Annotated in this window: 18 protein-coding genes; 17 read left to right on the top strand and 1 reads right to left on the bottom strand. The window is 46.7% G+C overall.

Going from position 1 to position 10,065, the window contains the following annotated elements; genetic code table 11:
* The first annotated feature begins 256 nt into the window (after positions 1–256).
* The 17 genes from rplN (at position 257) to rplQ (ending at position 8,747) form a co-directional block, all read left to right on the top strand.
* On the top strand, positions 257–625 hold the full coding sequence (gene rplN, locus DFP83_RS09040) for a 50S ribosomal protein L14 (protein WP_006956444.1): 369 nt from the start codon (positions 257–259) through the stop codon (positions 623–625).
* 10 nt (positions 626–635) lie between these two features.
* The gene (rplX, locus tag DFP83_RS09035) at positions 636–950 is read left to right on the top strand and encodes a 50S ribosomal protein L24 (protein ID WP_006956443.1); all 315 of its coding nucleotides are present in this window, start codon (positions 636–638) and stop codon (positions 948–950) included.
* 20 nt (positions 951–970) lie between these two features.
* Positions 971–1,510: a 50S ribosomal protein L5 gene (gene rplE, locus DFP83_RS09030; RefSeq protein WP_006956442.1), complete on the top strand. Its 540-nt coding sequence runs from the start codon at positions 971–973 to the stop codon at positions 1,508–1,510.
* Positions 1,511–1,521: 11 nt separating this feature from the next.
* On the top strand, positions 1,522–1,827 hold the full coding sequence (gene rpsN, locus DFP83_RS09025) for a 30S ribosomal protein S14 (RefSeq protein WP_071463929.1): 306 nt from the start codon (positions 1,522–1,524) through the stop codon (positions 1,825–1,827).
* Between the two features lie 26 nt (positions 1,828–1,853).
* Positions 1,854–2,246, top strand: coding sequence for a 30S ribosomal protein S8 (gene rpsH / locus DFP83_RS09020; RefSeq protein ID WP_071463928.1), 393 nt, complete (start codon positions 1,854–1,856; stop codon positions 2,244–2,246).
* A gap of 14 nt (positions 2,247–2,260) precedes the next feature.
* Positions 2,261–2,794 carry a 50S ribosomal protein L6 gene (gene rplF / locus DFP83_RS09015; protein WP_110574965.1) on the top strand — a complete coding sequence of 178 codons (534 nt, stop codon included), beginning with the start codon at positions 2,261–2,263 and terminating at the stop codon, positions 2,792–2,794.
* A 9-nt stretch (positions 2,795–2,803) separates the two neighbouring features.
* Positions 2,804–3,157: a 50S ribosomal protein L18 gene (gene rplR / locus DFP83_RS09010; protein ID WP_006956438.1), complete on the top strand. Its 354-nt coding sequence runs from the start codon at positions 2,804–2,806 to the stop codon at positions 3,155–3,157.
* 9 nt (positions 3,158–3,166) lie between these two features.
* On the top strand, positions 3,167–3,667 hold the full coding sequence (gene rpsE, locus DFP83_RS09005; RefSeq protein WP_110574963.1) for a 30S ribosomal protein S5: 501 nt from the start codon (positions 3,167–3,169) through the stop codon (positions 3,665–3,667).
* Between the two features lie 6 nt (positions 3,668–3,673).
* A complete protein-coding gene (gene rpmD, locus DFP83_RS09000) occupies positions 3,674–3,856 on the top strand; it encodes a 50S ribosomal protein L30 (RefSeq protein WP_006956436.1) in 183 nt (60 codons plus the stop codon).
* A 3-nt stretch (positions 3,857–3,859) separates the two neighbouring features.
* Positions 3,860–4,294, top strand: a complete 435-nt coding sequence (gene rplO, locus DFP83_RS08995) for a 50S ribosomal protein L15 (RefSeq protein ID WP_110574961.1) — start codon at positions 3,860–3,862, stop codon at positions 4,292–4,294.
* 5 nt (positions 4,295–4,299) lie between these two features.
* Positions 4,300–5,628 carry a preprotein translocase subunit SecY gene (gene secY / locus DFP83_RS08990; protein WP_110574959.1) on the top strand — a complete coding sequence of 443 codons (1,329 nt, stop codon included), beginning with the start codon at positions 4,300–4,302 and terminating at the stop codon, positions 5,626–5,628.
* Between the two features lie 25 nt (positions 5,629–5,653).
* Positions 5,654–5,767: a 50S ribosomal protein L36 gene (gene rpmJ, locus DFP83_RS08985; protein ID WP_006956433.1), complete on the top strand. Its 114-nt coding sequence runs from the start codon at positions 5,654–5,656 to the stop codon at positions 5,765–5,767.
* Positions 5,768–5,885: 118 nt separating this feature from the next.
* Positions 5,886–6,242 carry a 30S ribosomal protein S13 gene (rpsM, locus tag DFP83_RS08980; RefSeq protein ID WP_110574957.1) on the top strand — a complete coding sequence of 119 codons (357 nt, stop codon included), beginning with the start codon at positions 5,886–5,888 and terminating at the stop codon, positions 6,240–6,242.
* Positions 6,243–6,255: 13 nt separating this feature from the next.
* Entirely contained in the window at positions 6,256–6,645 is a 390-nt protein-coding gene (rpsK, locus tag DFP83_RS08975; protein ID WP_006956431.1) for a 30S ribosomal protein S11, read from the top strand.
* A 29-nt stretch (positions 6,646–6,674) separates the two neighbouring features.
* A complete protein-coding gene (gene rpsD / locus DFP83_RS08970) occupies positions 6,675–7,295 on the top strand; it encodes a 30S ribosomal protein S4 (protein ID WP_110574955.1) in 621 nt (206 codons plus the stop codon).
* 25 nt (positions 7,296–7,320) lie between these two features.
* Positions 7,321–8,310 carry a DNA-directed RNA polymerase subunit alpha gene (locus DFP83_RS08965; RefSeq protein ID WP_071463924.1) on the top strand — a complete coding sequence of 330 codons (990 nt, stop codon included), beginning with the start codon at positions 7,321–7,323 and terminating at the stop codon, positions 8,308–8,310.
* Positions 8,311–8,348: 38 nt separating this feature from the next.
* Complete coding sequence (gene rplQ / locus DFP83_RS08960; protein WP_110574953.1) at positions 8,349–8,747, top strand: 50S ribosomal protein L17; 399 nt, start codon at positions 8,349–8,351, stop codon at positions 8,745–8,747.
* Positions 8,748–8,809: 62 nt separating this feature from the next.
* On the opposite strand, the gene DFP83_RS08955 is transcribed toward rplQ, so the two are convergent.
* Entirely contained in the window at positions 8,810–9,634 is an 825-nt protein-coding gene (locus DFP83_RS08955; RefSeq protein WP_126753155.1) for a hypothetical protein, read from the bottom strand.
* Between the last annotated feature and the right edge of the window lie 431 nt (positions 9,635–10,065).

The following is a 10,065-nucleotide window of genomic DNA, read 5'->3' as shown; positions in this document are numbered from 1 at the left end:
GCTAATACTTCGGGCCTCGGTTGCTATTCCACAAAACTATACAAGTCAAACATGAACAATGTTTTACGAATTTACCATTGTAAAGGATGAGTGCCAACTGATAGTGGTGGAGATCCGATGATTAGCAAAAAAAGTGAGATAACCCTATCACTTCATATTTTTATCTGTTACAATTCGCCGCCCTTTTTATAAGGGAAAAACCAAAAGGCAGCACGACCCGAGAGGGTCTGTTTTTTTAACTAAGCGGGGCACTGAAATGATCCAAATGCAAACTACCCTGGACGTTGCCGATAACTCCGGCGCGCGCAGCGTACAATGTATTAAGGTTCTAGGTGGTTCGCACCGCCGCTACGCGAACATCGGTGATATCATCAAAGTTACTGTCAAGGAAGCAATTCCGCGCGGTAAGGTGAAGAAAGGCGATGTTGTGAATGCGGTGGTCGTTCGCACCAGAAAAGGCGTCCGTCGTCAAGACGGGTCGGTCATCCGTTTTGACCGCAACGCGGCTGTGTTGTTAAACAACAACCAACAGCCAATTGGTACTCGTATCTTCGGTCCGGTAACTCGTGAACTGCGTTCAGAGCAGTTTATGAAGATTATCTCGTTGGCACCAGAAGTTTTATAAGGAGTCCATTATGGCGGCAAAAATTAAACGTGATGACGAAGTAGTCGTCCTGGCCGGTAAGGACAAGGGCAAGCAAGGCAAAGTCCTTAAAGTTCTTACCGATAAGAATCGCGTGATTGTGGAAGGTGTTAACGTTGTCAAGAAACACCAAAAGCCGAACCCGGCTTTAGGTGAATCTGGTGGCATCGTTGAACAAGAAGCACCAATCCATATTTCTAACGTAGCGATCCTTAACCCAGAGACAGGTAAAGCAGATCGTGTTGGATTCCGATTCGAAGACGGCAAAAAAGTCCGTTTCTTCAAATCGAACAACGCAATCATTTAATTCAATTTTGGAGTTTTACGATGGCGAAACTGCATGATTTTTATAAAGAATCGGTAGTTCCTGGACTGATGAAAGAGTTCAGCTACAACAGCGTCATGCAAGTCCCTCGGATTGAGAAAATCACCCTTAACATGGGTGTTGGTGAAGCTCTGGCTGACAAAAAAGTACTTGACAATGCAGTGGCAGACTTAGAGGCAATCTCTGGTCAAAAGCCAATTCGTACTGTAGCGCGCAAGTCTGTCGCCGGTTTCAAAATCCGTGAAGGCTTCCCGATTGGCTGTAAGGTAACTCTGCGCGGCGAGCGTATGTGGGACTTTTTGCAACGTCTAATCTCGATTGCAATTCCACGTATCCGTGACTTCCGTGGCCTCAACCCTAAGTCGTTTGATGGTCGTGGTAACTACAGCATGGGTGTTCGTGAGCAGATCATCTTTCCGGAAATCGACTATGACAAAGTCGACAAGGTACGTGGTCTGGATATCACCATTACCACTAATGCTGGCACAGATGACGAAGCTCGTGCTTTGCTAGCTGCCTTTAACTTCCCGTTCAGAAAGTAAGGTGTAGAGTTATGGCAAAACAGTCAATGAAAGCGCGTGACGCGAAGCGAGCAAAGCTTGCGTCAAAATACGCAGAAAAACGCAATGCACTGAAAGCGGTCATTAATGACCCGAAAGCATCAGACGAAGAGCGTTGGGAAGCCGTACTTAAATTGCAACAGCTCCCACGTGATGCCAGTCCGACACGTCAACGTAATCGTTGTCGTATCACTGGTCGTCCTCACGGTTTCCTCCGTAAGTTCGGCATGAGTCGAATCAAGGTGCGTGAGATGGCGATGCGCGGTGAAATTCCTGGCTTGAAAAAAGCTAGCTGGTAAGCCACGAATCACGGGAGAAAGCAAATATGAGCATGCAAGATCCAATTGCGGATATGTTCACACGCATTCGCAACGCTCAAGGTGCTAACAAAGTGTCAGTAAAGATGCCTTCATCTAAGCAAAAAGTGGCAATCGCCGAAGTGCTTAAGAAAGAAGGTTTCATTGTTGATTACCGCACTGAGAGTACTGCTAAACCTGAGCTTGAAATCGAACTTAAATACTTCGAAGGAAAGCCAGTTATTGAATCTATCGAGCGCGTTAGTCGCCCTGGTCTGCGTATTTACAAAAAACGCAACGAGTTGCCTAACGTGATGGGTGGTCTGGGTATCGCTGTTGTTTCAACATCGAAAGGCCTCATGACCGACCGTGCCGCTCGCCAAGCTGGTCTTGGTGGCGAAGTCATCGGTTACGTAGCGTAATTAGGAGGTAGGAGATGTCACGTGTTGCTAAAGCACCTATTGAGATTCCTGCTGGCGTTGAAGTTACGCTAAACGGTCAGGAAGTTACCATTAAGGGTGCCCAAGGCTCACTGAGTCACGTTGTTAACGACGCAGTTGAGCTTGTTCAAGAAGAGAACGAGCTACGCACTGTACCGCGCGAAGGAGTTGCAAACTCTACTGCGCAAGCTGGTACTGCGCGTGCGTTGCTAAACAATATGGTAGTTGGAGTAAGCAAAGGGTTCGAACGTAAGCTGCAATTGATGGGTGTTGGTTACCGTGCGCAAGCGCAAGGTAAAAAACTAAACCTAACTTTGGGCTTCTCACACCCTGTAGAGTTCGAGATTCCAGAAGGAATCACAATCGAAACTCCTTCTCAAACTGAGGTTGTCGTTAAGGGCGCAAATAAGCAGCTTGTTGGACAAGTTGCAGCTAACATCCGCGCATATCGCAAACCTGAACCTTATAAAGGTAAAGGTGTTCGTTATTCGGATGAGCAAGTGCGCCGTAAAGAAGCCAAGAAAAAGTAGGGTAATACGATGGACAAGAAAGCAGCTCGCTTACGTCGTGCTACTCGCGCACGTAAACAAATCAAAGAGTTGGGTGCAAACCGTCTGGTTGTACACCGTACGCCACGACACATTTATGCACAGTTGATCGCACCTAACGGATCTGAAGTGCTAGCAGCCGCTTCGACGGTTGAAAAAGCGATCCGTGACCAAGTGGAAAAAACAGGTAATGCTGATGCCGCTAAGGTTGTGGGTAAAGTTATCGCTGAACGCGCGGTTGAGAAAGGTATCAAAGACGTTACTTTCGACCGCAGTGGTTTTAAATACCACGGTCGCGTTGCTGCATTAGCAGACGCTGCGCGTGAAGCTGGACTTCAGTTCTAGGAGACGAACATGGCAAATGTAGAAGCTCAAAACGGTGAACTGATCGAAAAGTTGATCACAGTTAATCGTGTAGCAAAAGTTGTTAAAGGTGGTCGTATCTTTAGCTTCACTGCACTGACTGTGGTTGGCGATGGCAAAGGTAAAGTCGGTTTCGGTTACGGTAAAGCACGTGAAGTGCCTGCCGCTATCCAGAAAGCGATGGAAAAAGCACGTCGCAACATGGTGACCGTGCAGCTTAAGGGTGATACCTTACAGCACCCTGTTAAAGGCCGTCACTCAGGTTCACAGGTATATATGCAACCAGCCTCTGAAGGTACCGGTATCATCGCAGGTGGTGCGATGCGTGCGGTATTGGAAGTCGCAGGTGTTCATAACGTGCTTTCAAAAGCATATGGTTCAACCAACCCAATCAACGTTGTTCGTGCAACTATTAAAGCATTGAACGACATGAAGTCGCCTGAGCAAGTAGCGGCTAAGCGTGGATTGCGCGTTGACGAGATACTGGGGTAGTGAACAATGGCGAAAAAGACATTAAAAGTAACACAGACGCGTAGCTCTATCGGTCGTTTACCGAAACATAAAGCTACACTACGTGGCTTGGGTCTCCGCCGTATTGGTCACACAGTAGAGTTGGAAGACACTGCTGCAGTCCGCGGTATGGTGAACCAAGTAATTTATATGGTTAAGGTGGAGGACTAAGCGATGAAACTTAATACTCTTGCTCCTGCACCGGGTGCAAAAAGCAGTAAGAAGCGCTTAGGTCGTGGTATTGGTTCTGGTCTCGGTAAGACTGGTGCTCGTGGTCATAAAGGTCAGAAGTCTCGTTCTGGCGGTACCGTGAAGCCAGGTTTCGAGGGCGGTCAAATGCCAATTCAACGTCGTTTGCCGAAGTTTGGCTTTACTTCACGTAAAGCGGCATTGACGGCTGAAGTAAACCTAGCTGAGATCGCAAAAGTTGACGGCGATGTCGTTGACTTGGCAGCGCTTAAAGCGGCTAACCTGGTTCGTAAAGATGCATTGGCTGCTAAAGTCATTAAGTCTGGCGAAATCAGCCGTAAAGTAGCTGTTAAAGGTCTTAAAGTTACAAAAGGCGCTCGCGAAGCTATTGAAGCTGCTGGCGGAAACATCGAAGGATAGGTCTCATGGCTAAACCAGGATTGGAATCAAATCGAGCGCAAGGTGGCTTGTCGGAACTCAAGCGTCGCCTGTTGTTTGTGTTAGGAGCGATTATCGTCTTCCGAGCGGGCTCCTTTGTGCCTATTCCTGGTATTGATGCCGCCGTGTTAGCTCAGCTGTTTTCACAGCAAAAGGACACCATCGTTGCCATGTTTAACATGTTCAGCGGTGGTGCACTTGAGCGTGCATCCGTTTTTGCGCTGGGAATCATGCCTTACATCTCTGCTTCGATTATTATGCAATTGGCAACGGTGGTTCACCCACGCCTAGCAGAATTGAAGAAAGAAGGTGAGGCAGGACGTCGCAAGATAAGTCAGTACACTCGTTGGGGTACGCTGATCCTTGCTACATTCCAGTCAATAGGGATCGCCACGGGCTTACCTAACTTGATGCCTGGCCTAGTCATTGACCCAGGCTTTCAGTTTTACTTCACCGCTGTGGTGAGTTTGGTCACTGGTACCATGTTCTTAATGTGGTTAGGTGAGCAAATTACTGAACGAGGCATCGGTAACGGTATCTCTATCCTGATTTTCGTGGGTATTGTTGCAGGCTTGCCTTCTGCTATCGGTCAGACAGCAGAACAGGCGCGTCAAGGCGATTTAAATATATTACTCTTGTTGCTTATTGGTGTAATCGTGTTAGCGGTTACTTACTTTGTTGTTTTCGTGGAGCGTGGCCAACGTCGTATCGTTGTTAACTATGCTAAGCGTCAACAAGGACGTAAGGTATTCGCGGCACAAAGTACACACTTGCCATTGAAAGTTAATATGGCGGGTGTTATTCCACCGATTTTCGCATCAAGTATCATCCTGTTCCCAGGTACTATCGCGACTTGGTTTGGTTCAGGTGACGGTGTTGTTGCAGATGTACTGCAACAAGTTTCTATGACTTTATCTCCAGGTCAGCCTCTTTATGTGTTACTATATGCGGCTGCGATTATTTTCTTCTGCTTTTTCTACACAGCGTTGGTTTTCAACCCGCGTGAAACAGCAGATAATTTGAAAAAATCTGGAGCGTTCATCCCGGGTATTCGCCCAGGTGAACAAACGTCTAGATACATCGATAAAGTAATGACTCGCTTGACGTTGGCAGGCGCGCTATACATTACCTTTGTATGTTTGGTTCCTGAGTTTATGATGATCGCTTGGAACGTTCAGTTCTATTTCGGTGGCACATCGCTACTGATTATTGTGGTAGTCATCATGGACTTTATGGCACAGGTACAGACGCATATGATGTCTCATCAATACGATTCTGTACTTAAAAAGGCTAACCTGAAAGGCTACGGTCGCTAAGGTTAGGTAGAAACGGAGAGTAGCAATGAAAGTTCGTGCTTCCGTGAAGAAAATCTGCCGTAACTGCAAAATCATCAAGCGCAACGGTGTTGTGCGCGTGATTTGCACTGATGCAAAGCATAAGCAACGGCAAGGTTGATTCGAAGGAAAGGGCGGCGACTTTAGGGTCGCCACCTTTAGTATTTGCAATTCGGCAATCGGTTGAGTATCCTAACGGGCTTTTCAACTGAAGCCTACAAATTAAAGGAGACGTGTTAGTGGCCCGTATCGCTGGCATTAACGTTCCTGACAATAAACACGCGGTGATTGCATTGACTGCAATCTATGGTATTGGTCGTACTCGCTCTAGCGCAATTTGCGAAGCAGCGGGCATTGCTGAAAATACCCAGATCGGTACATTGTCAGAAGAGAAATTAGACGTTCTTCGTGAAGCAGTAGCTAAGTACGTAGTCGAAGGTGACCTGCGTCGCGAAGTTTCAATGAACATCAAACGGTTGATGGATCTCGGATGTTTCCGTGGTCTTCGTCATCGTCGCAGCCTCCCTTTACGTGGACAGCGCACTAAGACAAACGCGCGCACTCGTAAAGGTCCGCGCAAACCGATTAAGAAATAAGGGGGATTGAGTAATGGCTAAAGCACAAACTCGTTCTCGCAAGCGCGTTAAAAAGCAAGTCGCCGATGGCATGGCTCACGTGCATGCATCTTTCAACAACACCATCATCACCATCACAGACCGTCAAGGTAATGCGTTGGCATGGGCTACAGCTGGTGGATCTGGGTTCCGTGGTTCACGGAAATCAACCCCGTTCGCTGCGCAGGTAGCTGCTGAGCGTGCTGGTGAAATGGCGAAGGAATATGGTCTCAAAAACTTGGAAGTATTTGTAAACGGTCCAGGTCCAGGTCGTGAATCATCAATTCGCGCACTGAACGCAGTAGGATACCGCATCACGAATATTACCGATGTGACACCTATTCCTCACAACGGTTGTCGTCCGCCTAAGAAACGTCGCGTTTAAAGGCGTGAATCGATAGTTGGAGAAAGATCATGGCAAGATATTTGGGTCCTAAACTCAAGCTAAGCCGTCGCGAAGGAACAGATTTGTTCTTGAAAAGCGGCGTACGCGCAATCGATTCTAAATGTAAGATCGAAACTGCTCCTGGTCAGCATGGTGCCCGTCGTGGCCGTTTGTCTGATTACGGTGTTCAGTTGCGCGAGAAGCAAAAAGTACGTCGTATGTACGGCGTTTTAGAGAAGCAATTCCGTAACTACTACAAAGAAGCTGCTCGTCTTAAAGGCAATACCGGTGAAAACCTGTTGCAGTTGCTAGAACAGCGTTTGGATAACGTAGTTTATCGTATGGGTTTCGCGTCTACACGCGCTGAAGCTCGTCAGCTAGTAAGTCACAAAGCGGTCGTTGTTAACGGTCAAGTGGTTAACATTCCATCATTCACGGTTCGCCCTGAAGATGTTGTGTCTGTTCGCGAGAAAGCGAAAAAGCAAGCACGTATCAGTGCTGCGCTTGAACTTTCTGAACAGCGTGAAAAGCCAGTTTGGTTAGAAGTTGACAGCAACAAAATGGAAGGTCAGTTCAAACGTCTTCCAGAACGTAGTGATTTGTCTGCTGAAATTAACGAACAGTTGATCGTAGAGCTTTACTCTAAGTAAAGCTTAAGCATAGAGAGAGGACACAATGCAGGGTTCTGTTACCGAATTCCTAAAGCCGAGGTTAGTTGACATCGAGCAAATTAGCACGACTCACGCCAAGGTGACACTGGAGCCTCTAGAGCGTGGCTTTGGTTACACCCTAGGCAATGCTTTACGTCGTATTCTATTGTCGTCAATGCCAGGCTGTGCAGTGACTGAAGTAGAAATCGACGGCGTGCTGCACGAATACAGCAGCAAAGAAGGCGTGCAAGAAGATGTCATCGAGATTTTGTTGAACCTCAAAGGGCTGGCTGTCAGCTTAGAAGGTAAAGACGAAGCGACGTTGACCTTGAATAAATCCGGTGCAGGTCCTGTAACCGCAGGTGATTTCCAGCACGATGGTGATGTTGAAATCGTCAATCCTGAGCACGTAGTTTGTCACCTTACTGGCGACAATGAATTAAACATGCGTGTTAAGGTTGAACGTGGTCGTGGTTATGTTCCTGCGTCGGCTCGTCAGTCAGAAGATGACGAGGAGCGTCCGATCGGTCGTCTGTTAGTGGATGCCTCTTTCAGTCCAGTTGAGCGTATTGCGTACAGCGTTGATGCTGCACGTGTTGAACAACGCACCGACTTGGACAAGCTGATCATCGAGATGGAAACCAATGGCACATTGGATCCTGAAGAAGCAATTCGCCGAGCGGCTACTATCCTAGCTGAACAGCTAGAAGCGTTCGTCGAGCTTCGTGATATCAGCGAGCCGGAAGAGAAGGAAGAGAAACCGGAATTCGATCCGATTCTACTCCGTCCGGTAGATGACTTAGAATTGACTGTTCGTTCTGCAAACTGCTTGAAGGCAGAAGCAATTCAGTACATTGGTGACTTAGTACAACGTACCGAGGTTGAGCTGTTAAAAACGCCTAACCTAGGTAAGAAATCGCTTACTGAAATCAAAGACGTCTTGGCGTCTCGTGGTTTATCTCTTGGCATGCGCCTTGAGAACTGGCCACCAGCAAGCTTGATCGACAACGACTAAGTTGCCTTGGTAATTGATTTACTGAGAAGGGTATAGGTATGCGCCATCGTAAGAGTGGTCGTCAACTCAATCGTAACAGCAGCCATCGTCAAGCGATGTTCCGCAATATGGCTGGCTCGTTGGTGCGTCATGAGATCATCAAAACGACGTTGCCAAAAGCGAAAGAGTTACGTCGCGTAGTTGAGCCGTTGATCACAATGGCTAAACAAGACAGCGTTGCAAATCGCCGTTTAGCATTTGCACGTACACGTGATAAAGAAGTAGTGGGCAAGCTTTTCAATGAACTTGGTCCGCGTTATGAATCTCGCCCAGGTGGCTACACTCGCATCATGAAGTGTGGTTTCCGTGCAGGTGATAACGCTCCAATGGCTTACATTGAATTGGTTGGCCGTCCAGAGGTTGAAGAAATCGAAGAAGTAGCGGAAGCTGCAGAATAAGATTTCTAAACCCCAAATAAAAAGCCGGCTCTTGAGCCGGCTTTTTTTATGCCTTTCTTTTACTAGTTAGTTGGTTGTCTGGTTTTTCGTTCCGAATAAACCTGGGCAATCTGTTCTTCGGTTAAGTATCCTTGTTCTTTAAACCACTCTAATTCTGCCCGAGTAATTCCTTGAGCTTTAGCTTCAACGATAAAACGTTGCCATTGTTCAGCTTCTGGTATCTGTCGCTCATCTGATTCATTAAAACTAAAAAAGTCGCGAACTGCTACAAAGGCAGATTTAGTGACTTGCGGTATTTCTTTTATGGATGACACCACAGCATCTAGAAAGCCATTCGGCGCACTTTCAGCGGCAGATTTAACAACCGTTTCGCTCATTCTTGGTTCACTGACTATAGCAACACGTACGATGGTATCTAATTTTTCGGGCGCCAATTGGGTAGCTGTTGTTACGATATCATCGATATAGCTTGGCTCAACATCTATGGCTTGCGCTATGGTTTCATCAAATGCTTGCGGTGCGACCAGGTGAGTGGTGGTTAGCACGTCAGACGTAAGTGCTGGCTCGACTTGAATGACAGCGCGATTAATTAAGGGTATTCGCGTTGGATAGTGTTGGTACGCAGCCACTAATATTTGATTGACGTGTTGTGGGTAGTGATTCACCAATATACGTACGGTACGGGTAATCGAGAAGTTATAGTTGAGGTGGTCATCAATGACATTATTGTATTTCTTGATTAAATTGACTTCACGCTCGGTCAGTGCAGTGAGATCGATCTCACTTGCTTTAACACCAATCACAGGATTCGTTGGCTCTGCACTATAAATATTAAACGGTTTTGCAACTGCTGGTGCGATGAATAAGCTCGCACTAAAAATACTCACGAGCGAAAATCTCGTATAAGCGTGCATTATAATTCCCCCAATACTACTGAGTAACGTCCGTGTTTAAGTTACTTAGTGAGTTTGTGTGTTAGTTATAGTTAAAAGTTCCCACGAATCAAACAATAAAGCAACAAAGTTGGGTAAAAACTAGCCATATAAAATTAATTTCAAAAAAGTGCTTGCAAGTCTGAATAGGATCTCTATAATTCGCCGCCGTTGTCACAGAGAAAGACGCGAAAGCGGGAAGTGATAACGGCCAGCAAAACGAGTTGAAAAAAGTACTTGACGCGCTGGCAAAGGGATGTAGAATACGCATCCCTGCTTCGGGAACGAAGCAACGCTCTTTAACAATATATCAAGCCAAGCAAACTGTGTGGGCACTTGCAAAAGTAAGCAACAAAGAAATATTGCAACTTTTGAATGAGTGTCTA

This window comes from Idiomarina fontislapidosi (assembly GCF_003226255.1).
Lineage (GTDB): Bacteria > Pseudomonadota > Gammaproteobacteria > Enterobacterales > Alteromonadaceae > Idiomarina > Idiomarina fontislapidosi.
This window is presented reverse-complemented; position numbering and strand designations above follow the sequence as displayed.

Coding starts and splice junctions, on each gene's coding strand:
- secY (WP_110574959.1), top strand. CDS start 4,300: ATGGCTAAACCAGGATTGGAATCAAATCGAGCGCAAGGTGGCTTGTCG.
- rpsD (WP_110574955.1), top strand. CDS start 6,675: ATGGCAAGATATTTGGGTCCTAAACTCAAGCTAAGCCGTCGCGAAGGA.
- rplN (WP_006956444.1), top strand. CDS start 257: ATGATCCAAATGCAAACTACCCTGGACGTTGCCGATAACTCCGGCGCG.
- rplE (WP_006956442.1), top strand. CDS start 971: ATGGCGAAACTGCATGATTTTTATAAAGAATCGGTAGTTCCTGGACTG.
- rplX (WP_006956443.1), top strand. CDS start 636: ATGGCGGCAAAAATTAAACGTGATGACGAAGTAGTCGTCCTGGCCGGT.
- rplQ (WP_110574953.1), top strand. CDS start 8,349: ATGCGCCATCGTAAGAGTGGTCGTCAACTCAATCGTAACAGCAGCCAT.
- rplO (WP_110574961.1), top strand. CDS start 3,860: ATGAAACTTAATACTCTTGCTCCTGCACCGGGTGCAAAAAGCAGTAAG.
- rpsE (WP_110574963.1), top strand. CDS start 3,167: ATGGCAAATGTAGAAGCTCAAAACGGTGAACTGATCGAAAAGTTGATC.
- rpmJ (WP_006956433.1), top strand. CDS start 5,654: ATGAAAGTTCGTGCTTCCGTGAAGAAAATCTGCCGTAACTGCAAAATC.
- rplF (WP_110574965.1), top strand. CDS start 2,261: ATGTCACGTGTTGCTAAAGCACCTATTGAGATTCCTGCTGGCGTTGAA.
- rpmD (WP_006956436.1), top strand. CDS start 3,674: ATGGCGAAAAAGACATTAAAAGTAACACAGACGCGTAGCTCTATCGGT.
- DFP83_RS08965 (WP_071463924.1), top strand. CDS start 7,321: ATGCAGGGTTCTGTTACCGAATTCCTAAAGCCGAGGTTAGTTGACATC.
- rplR (WP_006956438.1), top strand. CDS start 2,804: ATGGACAAGAAAGCAGCTCGCTTACGTCGTGCTACTCGCGCACGTAAA.
- rpsH (WP_071463928.1), top strand. CDS start 1,854: ATGAGCATGCAAGATCCAATTGCGGATATGTTCACACGCATTCGCAAC.
- rpsN (WP_071463929.1), top strand. CDS start 1,522: ATGGCAAAACAGTCAATGAAAGCGCGTGACGCGAAGCGAGCAAAGCTT.
- rpsK (WP_006956431.1), top strand. CDS start 6,256: ATGGCTAAAGCACAAACTCGTTCTCGCAAGCGCGTTAAAAAGCAAGTC.